The sequence below is a fragment of the Novilysobacter erysipheiresistens genome (assembly GCF_036663935.1).
Lineage (GTDB): Bacteria > Pseudomonadota > Gammaproteobacteria > Xanthomonadales > Xanthomonadaceae > Novilysobacter > Novilysobacter erysipheiresistens.
Genome location: NZ_JAXGFP010000005.1, coordinates 210,908 through 223,213, shown reverse-complemented (window position 1 = coordinate 223,213; position 12,306 = coordinate 210,908). Strand labels below are relative to the sequence as shown.

13 protein-coding genes are annotated in these 12,306 nt (G+C 69.2%); 9 read left to right on the top strand and 4 right to left on the bottom strand.

The features are described from left to right. Positions 1 to 123 precede the first annotated feature (123 nt). Both SNE34_RS11080 and SNE34_RS11075 read left to right on the top strand, forming a co-directional pair. On the top strand, positions 124 to 867 hold the full coding sequence (locus SNE34_RS11080) for a helix-turn-helix transcriptional regulator (RefSeq protein WP_332617168.1): 744 nt from the start codon (positions 124 to 126) through the stop codon (positions 865 to 867). A gap of 71 nt (positions 868 to 938) precedes the next feature. After that, positions 939 to 2,048, top strand: coding sequence for an aspartate/glutamate racemase family protein (locus tag SNE34_RS11075; protein ID WP_332617166.1), 1,110 nt, complete (start codon positions 939 to 941; stop codon positions 2,046 to 2,048). Here SNE34_RS11075 and SNE34_RS11070 read toward each other — a convergent pair. Further along, on the bottom strand, positions 1,973 to 2,698 hold the full coding sequence (locus SNE34_RS11070; RefSeq protein ID WP_332617164.1) for a glutathione S-transferase family protein: 726 nt from the start codon (positions 2,696 to 2,698) through the stop codon (positions 1,973 to 1,975). The two genes, SNE34_RS11075 and SNE34_RS11070, sit on opposite strands and share 76 nt — an antisense overlap. An 84-nt stretch (positions 2,699 to 2,782) precedes the next feature. On the opposite strand from SNE34_RS11070, the gene SNE34_RS11065 reads away from it, so the two are divergent. The 4 genes from SNE34_RS11065 to SNE34_RS11050 all read left to right on the top strand — a co-directional run bounded on the left by SNE34_RS11065 (position 2,783) and on the right by SNE34_RS11050 (position 6,852). Further along, the gene (locus SNE34_RS11065) at positions 2,783 to 3,142 is read left to right on the top strand and encodes a winged helix-turn-helix transcriptional regulator (RefSeq protein WP_332617163.1); all 360 of its coding nucleotides are present in this window, start codon (positions 2,783 to 2,785) and stop codon (positions 3,140 to 3,142) included. Next, on the top strand, positions 3,139 to 5,016 hold the full coding sequence (locus tag SNE34_RS11060; RefSeq protein ID WP_332617161.1) for a DUF885 domain-containing protein: 1,878 nt from the start codon (positions 3,139 to 3,141) through the stop codon (positions 5,014 to 5,016). Before SNE34_RS11065 ends, SNE34_RS11060 begins: the two co-directional genes overlap by 4 nt. An 85-nt stretch (positions 5,017 to 5,101) precedes the next feature. Then, positions 5,102 to 5,545, top strand: coding sequence for a DUF2231 domain-containing protein (locus tag SNE34_RS11055; RefSeq protein WP_332617159.1), 444 nt, complete (start codon positions 5,102 to 5,104; stop codon positions 5,543 to 5,545). Next, the gene (locus SNE34_RS11050; protein WP_332617157.1) at positions 5,542 to 6,852 is read left to right on the top strand and encodes a PQQ-dependent sugar dehydrogenase; all 1,311 of its coding nucleotides are present in this window, start codon (positions 5,542 to 5,544) and stop codon (positions 6,850 to 6,852) included. The genes SNE34_RS11055 and SNE34_RS11050 overlap by 4 nt, the downstream gene beginning before the upstream one ends. On the opposite strand, the gene SNE34_RS11045 is transcribed toward SNE34_RS11050, so the two are convergent. Then, positions 6,833 to 7,678 carry a LytTR family DNA-binding domain-containing protein gene (locus tag SNE34_RS11045; RefSeq protein ID WP_332617155.1) on the bottom strand — a complete coding sequence of 282 codons (846 nt, stop codon included), beginning with the start codon at positions 7,676 to 7,678 and terminating at the stop codon, positions 6,833 to 6,835. The two genes, SNE34_RS11050 and SNE34_RS11045, sit on opposite strands and share 20 nt — an antisense overlap. A 174-nt stretch (positions 7,679 to 7,852) precedes the next feature. Here SNE34_RS11045 and SNE34_RS11040 point away from each other — a divergent pair, with 174 nt between their 5' ends. Next, the gene (locus tag SNE34_RS11040; RefSeq protein WP_332617154.1) at positions 7,853 to 9,082 is read left to right on the top strand and encodes an acyltransferase family protein; all 1,230 of its coding nucleotides are present in this window, start codon (positions 7,853 to 7,855) and stop codon (positions 9,080 to 9,082) included. Here SNE34_RS11040 and SNE34_RS11035 read toward each other — a convergent pair. Further along, entirely contained in the window at positions 9,079 to 9,465 is a 387-nt protein-coding gene (locus tag SNE34_RS11035; protein WP_332617152.1) for a DUF3037 domain-containing protein, read from the bottom strand. The two genes, SNE34_RS11040 and SNE34_RS11035, sit on opposite strands and share 4 nt — an antisense overlap. Next, positions 9,452 to 10,234, bottom strand: a complete 783-nt coding sequence (locus tag SNE34_RS11030) for a HipA family kinase (protein WP_332617150.1) — start codon at positions 10,232 to 10,234, stop codon at positions 9,452 to 9,454. The genes SNE34_RS11035 and SNE34_RS11030 overlap by 14 nt, the downstream gene beginning before the upstream one ends. Positions 10,235 to 10,328: 94 nt before the next feature. Between SNE34_RS11030 and SNE34_RS11025 the strand changes: the two genes are divergently transcribed. Further along, a complete protein-coding gene (locus tag SNE34_RS11025; RefSeq protein WP_332617149.1) occupies positions 10,329 to 11,174 on the top strand; it encodes an alpha/beta hydrolase in 846 nt (281 codons plus the stop codon). 13 nt (positions 11,175 to 11,187) lie between these two features. Further along, positions 11,188 to 12,225 carry a glycerophosphodiester phosphodiesterase family protein gene (locus tag SNE34_RS11020; protein ID WP_332617148.1) on the top strand — a complete coding sequence of 346 codons (1,038 nt, stop codon included), beginning with the start codon at positions 11,188 to 11,190 and terminating at the stop codon, positions 12,223 to 12,225. Positions 12,226 to 12,306 lie beyond the last annotated feature (81 nt).

The following is a 12,306-nucleotide window of genomic DNA, read 5'->3' as shown; positions in this document are numbered from 1 at the left end:
GGCCCTGTCGTTTCCGGCTTCGCGCGGGCATGCACCAGGCCCGCTGCGGCGGTCACCCAGCGAGGCCGGCGGACATGACCCATGACCCGTGTCATCTGCCAGGCGCGGGCTTCCAATAGGGGCATGCAAGACGCGGTCGTCTCCCATCACGCCCCCACGGCACCCGCCTACGGCACCACCCACGATGGCGACAGCGTGCTGCCCACGCACCGGCACTGCACGCCGTACCTGTCACTGGTGGTGGCGGGAAGCTATGTGGAGGTGAGCCCGGATGGTCCACTGCAGTGCCGACCGGGCACTGTCGTGCTGCATCCGCCGTTCCATGCCCATGGCGACCGCTTCGGCCGACGTGGCGCGCGCACCCTGAATCTCGAGTTGACCCGGGTGCCCTCGCTGGCGCCGTTTCCCGAGGGCGCGCAGGCGTGGCAAGTGGATGATCCTGTCGCGGCTCGGGAGCTATTCCTGCATGCGCCCACGCAGCTGCCGGAGTTGCTGGGCGACGCCGTGCTGCTCGCACCCGCCCCGTTGCCCGTGTGGCAGACGGAGATGGCGGCCGCCGTGCGCGATGCCGATGTGGAGATCACCGCGATTGCCCGCCACGCCGGGGTGTCCGCTGAGCATGCCAGCCGCAGCTTCGCCGCCAGCCATGGCATGTCGCCTCGCGCGTTGCGGGGCGAATGGCGCTGGCGGCGGGCGCTGTCGCTGCTGGCGGGCGACCTGCCGCTGGCGCAGGTCGCGGCCGCGGCTGGCTACGCCGACCAGAGCCACCTGTGCCGCGTCAGCCTGCGCCTTGCCGGATGCTCGCCTGCCCGGGTGCGCGAGCGGATCAAGTGCGTCCAATACGCGGGGAACCCGCTTGCGGCCTGATGGGTGCCACGCCCTTCTGGACTCCTGCCATGCCGCATCCGAACCGAAAACCTTTTCGCCGCCGCCCGCTCGTGCCGCTGGCCATCACATTGTTGCTGGCGGCGCTGTCGGCGTTCGCGTCGGAGCCAGGGACGTCCGAAGCCGCCACCCGTGCCCTGGCCGAAGCCTCGCGCAGCGTGCTCAGCCTGGAGATGCCTGCCGCGCTGGATGCGCTGGCCGCGGTGCCGGCAGGGCAGTTCACCGGCAAGGATGCGCGGGTGCGGGCCTGCATGCTCGACACCTTCGGCCGGGCCGCGTCGCCATCCCCGGTGGCCGGCATCGAGGACCCGTTCGTGCGACGGGTGGTTGCCGCCTATCGGAGCTACTGGTGGCATACGCTGCGCGAGCCGGGGCGTCGCGTCGAGTTCGAGGCCCGGTTGGGCGAGGCACTGGCCGCGACCTTGCAGATCCCGGCGCCGACCAGCGAGGCGGCCTTCGATGGCCTTGTCGAGCGCGTCGGCATCGCCCTGCGCGAGCGCGGCCTGCACGTGCAACAGGGCCGCACGCCGCCCCTGCACGAGCTGCTGCTGTGGGCTTCCGAACAGCCGCGTACCTATGAGGTGGCGCTGCCCGAGGGGTTCACCCAACCCGTGCGGGTGTTCATCCTCGAGGATTTCCTGAGCAACGGCTGGATGCACTATGGGCGCTGCGGAATGCGCGGGCCCGGTGGGTGGGCCACGCAGGAGGGCTTGTACGCGGTGAAGCACCGCTACGACAGCTTCGCCAGCGAGCAGTTCCGGGTCAGCTTCCTCGGCCACGAGGCGCAGCACTACGCCGACCTGCGCCGCTGGCCGGACATGCCGTCATGGCAACTCGAGTACCGCGCCAAACTCACCGAACTGGTGCTGGCCGACGACAGGCTGGACAGGATCATCGAGCAGTTCATCCGCACCCGCACCGATGACGAGTCCCTCCCGCATCCCTACGCCAACGCGCGGGTGATCGAGGATCTGCGGACGCGGCTGGATGTCGCCGGCGGCAGGACGCTGGTGTCGGTCCCGCCGGCAGATATCCACCGGGCCGCCCGGATGCTGTTGATCAGGAACACCCGGGCCTCCCAAAAGGGTCACGGGGAGCACTCCGGTGACCGTCCCGCAGTGTCCCGCAGCAGGGGCGCGGGATCGCGGGCATCGACGAGGTAGTCGTCATACCAGATGTGCGGAAGCCGGTCCGCCTCGGCCAGCCATTCGGCCACGAGGGGATGGTCGAGCAGCAGTTGCATCCAGGCCCGGGTCCTCGGCCACGCCGAGGTGTCGGCGGAATGCCGCGCCAGTCGGACGACGGTCGGGGCGTGCATGAAATCGGCCAGCGACACCTCGCCGAACAGGTATGGCCCGCCATGGCGGACGAGCGGTGCCTCGTAGGCGCGGAACAAGCGGTTGCACTCGTCGTGCTCGGCCCCGGTGAGCGGCCGCTTGAGCGGATAGAACGCGCTTTCGAACGAGATGCGGTGGCACAGCGACGACAGGCCGGCGTGCTGCCAGGCCATCAGGGACCGCGCGTGGGCGCGTGCTTCGATGTCGCGCGGCAGCAGCCGGTTCTCGCTGACGTCGTTGGCGAACTCCATGATCGCGCTGGAGTCGTAGATCACGGTGCGACCGGTATCGAGCACAGGCACCGCGCCGGGCGGCGAGAACTCGCCGATCGAGGCGAGGTTGCGGAAGCGTTGCGGCCGGCGTATGTCGACCGGTTCCTCGTCGAACTCGTAACCGGACGCCTTGAGGGCGAGCCACGCACGCATCGCCCAGCTCGATGCGTTCTTCGTTCCGACATACAGCCTTGGGCGGGTCATGGTTGCTCCCTTCGTTCCGGGTCAAAAACGGGTTACTATTAAAACGATAGTCGACTATCAAAACAATAGCGAAGGAGCACGCAGATGGCCAGGATCCCGGTCCCGGGGACGCCAGTCCGCGGATCGAAAAGTGGCAGCGCGATCATGGCTCTGTTCGACCTGCTGGGTCGGCGATGGGCCATGGGTGTGGTCTGGGTGCTGAGCGAGCAGGGCCCGTGCAGCTTCAGCCAACTCGAGGCCGCATGTGAAACCATCTCGCCTGCCGTCTTGAACACGCGCCTCAAGGAGCTGCGCGCCGCCGGCCTGGTGGTCAAGGAGGAAGGCGGTTACGCCGTCTCGAAGCTGGGCCGGGAAGTCCATGCCAGCCTGCTCCCACTCGCGGCCACGTCCAGAAAATGGGCGGCGCTGGTTGACCGCCCGATCGAGCGAAGGAGTACCCGATGAAACAATTGCTGTTTGCGCTGTGCCTGGCCGGCGCTTTCCCCGAAGCCCTGGCGGCCGACCCGGTGCCGCAGGTTGCGGGCCCGGCGCAGGACGCGGCCACGGCTCCCCGGCCCGGCAGCTTCCATCGCCTGCTCGACGAGCTGACCGCGCGCAGCGTCAACAGCGATCCCGAGCTGCGCAGCATGCTCGGTCTCGCCGATGACGGCGTCGGCGACCTGTCGGACCGGATGACCGATGTATCCCTGCCGCGGCGCAAGGTGCTGCGCGATGAGCTGGAGCAGGGCCTGGAGTCGGTCGGCGCGTTCGACCGCGAGGCGCTGGAAGGCCAGGAGCGCTGGAGCCACGACCTGGCGAGCTGGTTCTACCGGACCCAGATCGATCTGATGGCGTTCGACTGGTCGCCTGCGTGGCTACCGGTCGGTGGCTCGGTCTATGCGGTCGATCAGTTGTTCAGCATCCCGGTGTCGATCCCGCAGTTCATGGTCAACCATCACCGGGTGGCCGACGAGGGCGACGCCGAGAACTACATTGCGCGGCTGGAGGGCATCGCGGAGAAGCTCGACCAGGTGATCGCCAACTTCGACCTGCAGGCCGAGCACGGTGTCGTGCCGCCCGAAGTCGCGCTGGAGGGCGCGGCCGCGCAGATCCGCACGCTGCTGGCACCCGAGCCCGAGTCGAGCCTGTTCGTCGACGCATTGCGACGGAAGCTGGACAAGGTGCCCGGCATCACCCCCGAGCGACGCCAGGCACTGCTGGCGCAGGCCGGGGAGGTGGTACGCACGCATACCAACCCGGCCTATGCACGGCTGCTCGCGCGCCTGGACGAGGCGCTGGCGAAGGACCCGGGCAATCGCGGCGTGTGGGCGCTGCCCGAGGGCAAGGCGTTCTACGACGCCGCGCTGCGCTGGAACACCAGCACCACGCTCGACGCCGACGCGATCCACCGGATCGGGCTCGACGAGGTGGCGCGGATCGAAGCGCGCATGGATGCGCTGCTCGACGGACAGGGCTTGACCGACGGGTCGGTGGGCGAACGCGTGGTGGCGCTGGCGAAGGATCCGCGTTACGTCTACGAGGACTCCGACGCCGGCCGGGCCGAGGTGATCGTCGACATCGAGGCCGCGATCGATCGCCTGCAGCCATATATTCCGCAGTACTTCGGCCGGGTGCCCGGGCAGCCTCTGCAGGTGAAGCCGGTGCCGGCGCATGCGCAGGCCACGTCGCCCGGCGGCTACTACTACCCGCCGGCGATGGACGGCTCGCGGCCGGGCACGTTCTTCATCAACCTCGGCGACATGCGATCCAACACACGCTGGAGCCTGCCGACCCTGGCGTACCACGAGGGCTCGCCGGGCCATCACTTCCAGATCGCGCTCGGCCAGACCCTGACCGACCTGCCGCTGCTGCGGCGCAGCCTCAATCCGAGCGCGTTCACCGAAGGCTGGGCGTTGTACGCGGAGCAACTGGTCGCCGAGATGGGGCTGTACGAAGACGACCCGCTGGGTGACCTCGGGCGCTTGCAGGCGGAGATGTTCCGTTCGGTCCGGCTGGTGGTCGACACCGGACTGCACGGCAAGCGCTGGACGCCGGAGCGGGCGGCCGCCTACATGATGGAGAAGACCGGGATGAGTCCCGTCGACGTGCGCACCGAGATCCATCGCTACCTGGTGCAGCCGGGACAGGCGTGCTCGTACAAGATCGGCCACCTGAAGATGCTCGAGCTGCGCGAGGACGCGAAGGCCCGGCTCGGCGACCGCTTCGACGTGCGCGCGTTCCACGACGTGGTGCTGGGCAACGGCGCGCTGCCGCTGCTGGTGCTGGAGCAGGTGGTGGACGAGTGGGTGGCTTCGGTGGAGGCCGCTGCCGGTCGATAAAGCACCTTCGCCTCACGTGCACCTTGAATGTGTTGGGGTTGCCAAGTTGATTCGTATTCCTGACCAGCAAGGGAGGAGCGTCATCATGGTGGCCACGTACGACGACCGAGCGTACCTCCGGGTGCTCCATCCGCTGCACGCGGTCCTGCTCGCCGGGACCGTCCCGCTGTTCCTTGGCGCGCTGCTGGCCGACCTGGCGTACCGGTCCAGCCATCAGATCCAGTGGAGCAACTTCGCATCGTGGCTGATAGTCGGCGCGATGGTGCTGGCCGCGGCCGTGCTTGTGTTCGCAATCGTCGACCTGTTTCATGACGGCCGCCGCCACGGGCGCCGAAGCGGACGCGGATTGCTGTACTTCCTGTTGGTACTGGCCACGTTCGCGCTCGGCCTCATCAACGCGCTGGTCCACGGCCAGGACGCGTGGGCGATCATGCCGGAGGCGGTGTGGTTGTCGGCGGTGGTCCTGCTGCTGGCATGCGCGGCGACGTGGCTGGGGTTTGCCGGCTATCGCACCGGAGGTGCGCCATGAACCGCGCGACGGTGTTCGCGGCCATTGCCGCCCCGATGCTGCTGGCCGCCTGTGGCGGCGATCCGCCGCCGCCGGAGTACGGCGCCAATCCGACCCTGCCCGACCCGCAGCGCGGACTGCTGCCGAGCATGGTCATCGCCGACCCCGGCGAGTGGGGCGACCGCCGTCCAGTCGTGCCGGCTGGCTACGAGATCTCGGCGATCGCCACCGACCTGCTGATTCCGCGGCAGACCCTGGTGCTGCCCAACGGCGACATCCTCGTGGCCGAGGGGCGCGGCGGCAACGCGCCCAAGCTCAAGCCCAAGGACGTGGTCGCCGGGCCGATCAAGTCGGCGGGGACCACCACGGCCAAGAGCGGCGACCGGCTGACCTTGTTGCGCGATGCCGACGGCGATGGCGCCTACGAACTGCAGACGGTGTTCGCCGATAACCTGAACGCGCCGTACGGCCTCGCGCTGATCGATGACGCGCTGTACGTCGCCAACCAGGATGCGCTGGTGCGGTTCGACTACACCGACGGCCAGACCCGCGCGAGCGCGCCGCCGGTCGAGGTCACCAAGTTGCCGTCGGACATCAACCACCACTGGACCAAGGCGATGACCGCCGGTCCCGACGGGCGATTCCTTTACGTCGGCATCGGCTCCAACAGCAACATCACCGAGCGCGGCATGACCGCCGAGGTCGACCGCGCGATGGTGTGGGAGATCGACGCCCAGACCGGCATGCACCGGCCGTATGCGACCGGCCTGCGCAACCCCACGGCGCTGGCGATACAGCCGGGTACCGGGCAGCTGTGGGCGGTGGTCAACGAGCGCGACGAGCTTGGCCCCAACCTGGTGCCCGACTACCTGACCTCGGTCCGCGAGGGCGGCTTCTACGGCTGGCCGTACAGCTACTGGGGCCAGAACATCGACCCGCGGGTGATGCCGCAGGATCCGGAGAAGGTCGCCTCCGCGATCGTGCCGGACTACGCGCTGGGCTCGCATGTCGCGGCGCTCGGGCTGGACTTCTCGACACCGGCGATGGGCGCGGGATTCGCCGAAGGCACGTTCGTCGGCGAGCACGGCAGCTGGAACCGCAGCGATCCGGTCGGCTACAAGGTCGTGTTCGTGCGCTTCCAGAACGGACGGCCGGTCGGCGACCCGGTCGACTTCGTCAGCGGCTTCCAGGTCGACGGCAAGACCTACGGCCGGCCGGTCGGGGTGACAGTGGATCCGCGCGGCGCGCTGATCGTCGCCGACGACCTGTCGAATACGATCTGGCGGGTGACACCGACGCGACAGCGAGCTACGCCAGCCGCTCCTTGAGCGCCTGCCGGTACCGCCGGCTCACCGCCACCGTGCCGCCGCCTGTGAGGTGGGCGCGGGCGTCGCCGGTGTCGAACGGCTCGATCTCGCGCACCCGGTCGAGGTTGACGATGGCGCCGCGGTGGACCCGCGCGAAGCCCTGGCCGTCGAGCTTCTGCGCGATCCCTGCCATCGTCTCGCGCAGCGGGTAGACGCGGTCGCCGACATGCAGGTTGACGTAGTTGCCGGAGGCCTCGATCCAGTCGATCTGGTCGACCTTGACCAGGAACTCGCGACCCAGCTTCTTGACCAGGAAGCGGTCGGCGACGGGCTCGGCCGGAATGTCCTCGCGGCCTTCGCTGATGAACCCGGCCTCGCCCTGCCAGCGGCGCAGCACGAAGCGGTACAGGTAGACGACCGCGATGAAGGACATGTAGGTGCGAACGTCTTTCAGGTACTCGTAACCCCAGGCTTCGGCCCAGCCGCCGAAGTCGTAATTGCCGCCCATGGCGGCGTAGGCCAACTCGCGCAGGGCGACCATGCCCAGCACGTGCAACAGCGAGAACGGCACGGTGAACAGCAGGTGCCCGGGCACGCTGCGGCGAAACGCGCCAACCCGCAGCGGGAAGCGGCGGTCGAACCGCAGCAGCAACGGGATCAGCGCCAGCCAGGTCAGGCCGCTGGAACACTCCCACACCCACGGTTCCCATCGCGCCACGTCCAGGCCGGAGTTGGCCATGTCGATGTTGACGGTAATGGCGTTGCCGGCGCAGTTGATCGCCGCGAGCAGGACCCAGAGGCCGACCTCGAAAATGCGCCGGTGGCGAAGGTAGGTCTGCGGGTCCAAGGGTGTCCCTGCGGGCGGTTCCGGCGGAGGCGGCGAGTCTAGCGCGGGCGGCTGCTACGATTCGTCCCCACCACCCGCCGCTCGTCCCCACACCCGCGCGGGGCATCACTTTTCGCTATCGGCGGCGGCCATCGCGGGGGGAACCTGCGCTCCCGTTCCGAGGAGTGCCGCCCCATGAATCCCGCCGTCGGCGCCGAGCGCCGCCATGACATCGACGCGTTGCGCGTGTTCGCGTTCGCACTGCTGATCCTCTACCACGTTGGCATGTTCTACGTGCCGGACTGGGGCTGGCACGTGAAATCCGGCCACCTGTTCGAATGGCTGAAGCTGCCGATGACCGTGCTCAACCAGTGGCGGATGCCGCTGCTGTTCCTGATCTCCGGGGTGGCGGTGCACTTCCTGCTGCGCCGGCTCGGTGCCGGCCGGTTCGCCTGGGCGCGGACCAGGCGCCTGCTGCTGCCGCTGCTGTTCGGCATGGCGGTGGTGGTGCCGCCGCAGGCGTATTTCCAGGCGTTGGCGAACGGCGCGTTCGACGGCGGCTACCTGGATTTCCTGGTCGCCTACTTCACGTTCCAGCCGTGGCCGCCGGGCGCGTTCGACGGCTCGCACGTGGGCGTCACCTGGAACCACCTGTGGTACCTGCCGTACCTGCTGGTCTACTCGCTGTTGCTGGCCGCATTGTTGCCGCTGCTGCGCAGCCGCGCCGGGCTGGCGTTCGCCGCGTGGTGGCGCGAACTGCGTGGCTGGCGGCTGTGGCTGCTGCCGGCGGCGCCGCTGGTGCTGGCGTCGTGGACGCTGTCGGCGCGGTTCCCGACCACCCACGACCTGCTGCACGACTGGCATACGCATGCGCAGTACGGCGCGATGTTCCTGTACGGCTACTGGATCGGCGCGGACGCCGGGCTATGGGCCGAGCTGCGCCGTCGGCGCTGGTGGCTGCTGGGGGCCGCGGTCGGCACCTTCATCCTGTTCTGGTGGCTGCGCTGGGTCACGGTGCCCGAGCCGAGCGTGGCCCGGGCAACGTACGACATCGCCCAGAGGCTCAACGGCTGGATCTGGATCCTGCTGGTGCTGGGGTGGGGCCACCACCTGCTGAACCGGCCGTTCCGCTGGCTGCCGTACGCGACCGGCGCGGTGTTCCCCTGGTACGTGCTGCATCAGACCGTCACCGTGGTCGCCGGCGTATGGCTGGCATCGCGGTCGCTCGGGCCGTGGCTGGAGGCGCCGTTGGTGGTGGCCGCCACCGCGCTGGGTTGCGTGCTGCTGACCGAATTCGTGATCCGCCGCGTCGGCTGGCTGCGGCCGCTGCTCGGGATGAGACCACTGCCATTGCAGAGCGCTGACGAACGGGTTGGCATGGCATGCCCAGCACCTGGGCGGGTCAGTGCAGTGGATCGGCTTTAGACCCGTACCATCCGATCGAACAGCCGCTCGATCGACATCGCCGGGTCGCTGCAGCGGCCCATGTGCACCGGCGACGTCTGGATGATCGAACTGCGCGTCGCGGTGAGCCAATGGAAGCGGCCGCGGCGCGGCAACCGGGCGATCGGGCCGGCATCGGGCGCGCCTTCGCAGATGCGGACGATCGCCTGCAGGTGGCGGCGCACGGTCTCGATGTCGATCGTCGGATCGAGCGCGCGCAATCTCCGCTCGTCGACCTCCACGCGCGCCTGCAGGAACTGTCGTGATTCGCACGACACGATCACCCCGGCGTTGACGAACTCGCCGCGCTCGACCCGCGGCACGATCCGGATCACGCTGTAGTCGTAGCTGTCAGCCGCGTGCATGCAGTGCCTCCTCGAGGAAGCCGCGGCGGTTGGCCAGGCGTTGCAGCAGGAAGTCGACGTAGGCCGCGCGCTGGACGGCGGGTTCGCCCCAGGCGTCGTGGCCCTCGAGCCAGCTGTCGGGCACCCGCGCGAGGATGGCTTCGAGCAACTCGCGGGTGACCTGTGGGGCGAGGCGCGCGTCGGCGGCCTCGATGCCGTCGGCCAATGGCAGCAGCACGTGCTCACGGACCATCGGGAAGCGGCTGTCGGCGGCCTCGGTCGAGCCGTCCCAGCCGTGGTGGAAATACAGCGCCGCGCCGTGGTCGATCAGCCATGGGGCACCGTGCCAGACCAGCAGGTTGGTATTGCGGAAGCTGCGGTCGACGTTGCTGGTGAAGGCGTCGAGCCAGACGATCGACGAGGCGAGTTCGCCACCGGGTTGCTCGGCGGCCGGGTCGAAATTGATCGCGCCGGGCAGGTAGTCGAGCCCGAGGTTGAGGCCGGCACTGGCGCGGATGAGTTCCTGGATCTCGGGGTCGCCTTCGGTGCGCGCGAGCTCGGCATCCAGCTCGATCAGCACGATCTCCGGTACCGGCAGGCCGAGTGCTCGGGCCAGCTCGCCGACGACGATCTCGGCCACCAGCGCCTTCGGGCCCTGGCCGGCGCCGCGGAACTTGAGCACGTAGAGACCGTCATCGTCGGCCTCGACGATGGCCGGCATCGAGCCGCCCTCGCGCAACGGGATGACGTAGCGGGTGGCCTGCAGGGTGCGGAGCGCGGGGTTGGTCAAGGCAGGGGACGGGTGGGAGACTCCACCGCAAGAGTACGCGACGAGCCGCCGATCCGGGCTATCGTCATTACTCGCCCGTACCAGTGATGCCCCCATGTTCCTGCGCGCGCTGCTTGCCCTGCTTTTGCTGCTGCCTGCCCACGCGCCGGCGGCGGAAGTCGATGTCACGGTCGAGCCGCTGGCCATCGGCGACACCTTCACGATCGAATCGGCGGTGCTGGGCGAGACGCGCCGGATCAACGTCTACCGCGCGCCGGGCTACGGCGCCGCGCCGGATGCGCCGTTGCCGGTGCTGTACATGCCCGACGGCGGCATCGCCGAGGATTTCCTGCATGTCGCCGGGCTGGTGCAGGTGTCGGTGATGAGCGGCACGATGCGGCCGTTCATGCTGGTCGGGATCGAGAACACCGAACGCCGGCGCGACCTGACCGGGCCGACCGACGACCCGCAGGATCGCGAGATCGCGCCGCGTGTCGGCGGCTCGGCGGAGTTCCGCGCGTTCTTGCGCGGCGAGCTGATGCCGGCGATCGAGGCGCGCTACCGGACCACCGATGAAACCGCGATCGTCGGCGAGTCGCTGGCGGGGCTGTTCGTGCTGGAGACGTTGGTGCTCGAACCGGCGTTGTTCGACAGTTACATCGCGATCGACCCCAGCCTGTGGTGGAACCGCCACGCGCTGCTGGCGCAACTGGACGCACTGCTTGAAACCGGACCCGAGCTGGCCAATGCGGTATTCATCGCCAGCAGCGACGAGCCCGGCCTGGCCGGACCGGCCGCGCGGTTCGCCGAGGCGTTGCAGCAGGCATCGCCGCCCGCGCTGCGCATGCATTACCTGCCGATGCCGGAGGAGCGCCACGCCACGATCTACCACCCGGCGGCGCTGCGCGCGTTCCGCCTGCTGTTCGCCCCCGCGCCCGCCCCGGCGGACGACGCGCGCTGACCCGGCGAGCGCGATGAAGCCGCTGGCGTCGCGGGTGCGGGTGATCGCCCATCGCGGCGCCAGCGCGCTGCGGCCGGAACACACCCTCGCCGCGTACGGCCAGGCGATTGCCGATGGCGCCGATTTCATCGAGCCCGACCTGGTGATGAGCCGCGACGGCGCGATGATCGCGCGCCACGAAAGCGAACTCGGTCGCACCACCGACGTGGCCCGCCACCGCGCATTCGCCTCGCGCGAGACCGAACGGCACATCGATGGCGTCGCGGTGCGCGGCTGGTTCAGCGACGACTTCACCCTCGCCGAGTTGAAGACGTTGCGCGTGCGCGAGCGGTTTCCGCAATGGCGCGATACGCGCCACGACGGCGCATACCCTCTGGTCACGCTGGAGGAGATCATCGAGTTCGTCGCCACCGAAGCCGCGTCATGCGGGCGGCCGATCGGGATCATTCCGGAGATCAAGCACGGCACCCATTTCCGCCGGCTCGGCTTGCCGATGGAGGACCGGTTGCTGGCCACGCTGGCGGCGCACCCTTACACCCGCAGCGCGCCGGTGGAGATCCAATCGTTCGAGGTCGGAAACCTGAAGTACCTGCGCGGCCGTCTCGCGGCGAGCGGGCAACGCAACATTCGCCTGCTGCAATTGCTCAAAGGCGGCGACTGCCAACCGTACGACGTGGTCGCCGCCGGTGGCACGCTCGACTACGCGCGGATGATGGCCCCGGCCGGCCTGCGCGAGATTGCCGGCTACGCCGATGGCATCGGCGCGCGCACCCGCGCAGTCGTGCCGCTGACCGCCGCCGGCGCGCTCGCGATGCCTACGTCGCTGGTCGCCAACGCGCATGCGACGGGGCTGGAGGTGTACGCCTACACGTTCCGACCGGAGAACAAGTGGGTGCCGCGGGCGCTTTGGCAGGGCGACGATCCCGCCACGTTCAACCAGGCCGGTTCGATCGCCGAGATCCACGCGTGCCTGGACGCCGGCATCGACGGATTCTTCACAGACGCTCCGGCGGTTGGCCGCAAGGCGCTGGATCGGGGCGCAAGTCCTTAGCCTTCATGGCGCTGGCCGGCCGGCTGGACCGGCCTCGTTGACAGGAACACCGGCCGTTTCGGCGGTCGGCATCTCCCCCCC

Coding starts and splice junctions, on each gene's coding strand:
- SNE34_RS11040 (WP_332617154.1), top strand. CDS start 7,853: ATGAATCCCGCCGTCGGCGCCGAGCGCCGCCATGACATCGACGCGTTG.
- SNE34_RS11080 (WP_332617168.1), top strand. CDS start 124: ATGCAAGACGCGGTCGTCTCCCATCACGCCCCCACGGCACCCGCCTAC.
- SNE34_RS11050 (WP_332617157.1), top strand. CDS start 5,542: ATGAACCGCGCGACGGTGTTCGCGGCCATTGCCGCCCCGATGCTGCTG.
- SNE34_RS11055 (WP_332617159.1), top strand. CDS start 5,102: ATGGTGGCCACGTACGACGACCGAGCGTACCTCCGGGTGCTCCATCCG.
- SNE34_RS11070 (WP_332617164.1), bottom strand. CDS start 2,698: ATGACCCGCCCAAGGCTGTATGTCGGAACGAAGAACGCATCGAGCTGG.
- SNE34_RS11020 (WP_332617148.1), top strand. CDS start 11,188: ATGAAGCCGCTGGCGTCGCGGGTGCGGGTGATCGCCCATCGCGGCGCC.
- SNE34_RS11035 (WP_332617152.1), bottom strand. CDS start 9,465: ATGCACGCGGCTGACAGCTACGACTACAGCGTGATCCGGATCGTGCCG.
- SNE34_RS11065 (WP_332617163.1), top strand. CDS start 2,783: ATGGCCAGGATCCCGGTCCCGGGGACGCCAGTCCGCGGATCGAAAAGT.
- SNE34_RS11060 (WP_332617161.1), top strand. CDS start 3,139: ATGAAACAATTGCTGTTTGCGCTGTGCCTGGCCGGCGCTTTCCCCGAA.
- SNE34_RS11025 (WP_332617149.1), top strand. CDS start 10,329: ATGTTCCTGCGCGCGCTGCTTGCCCTGCTTTTGCTGCTGCCTGCCCAC.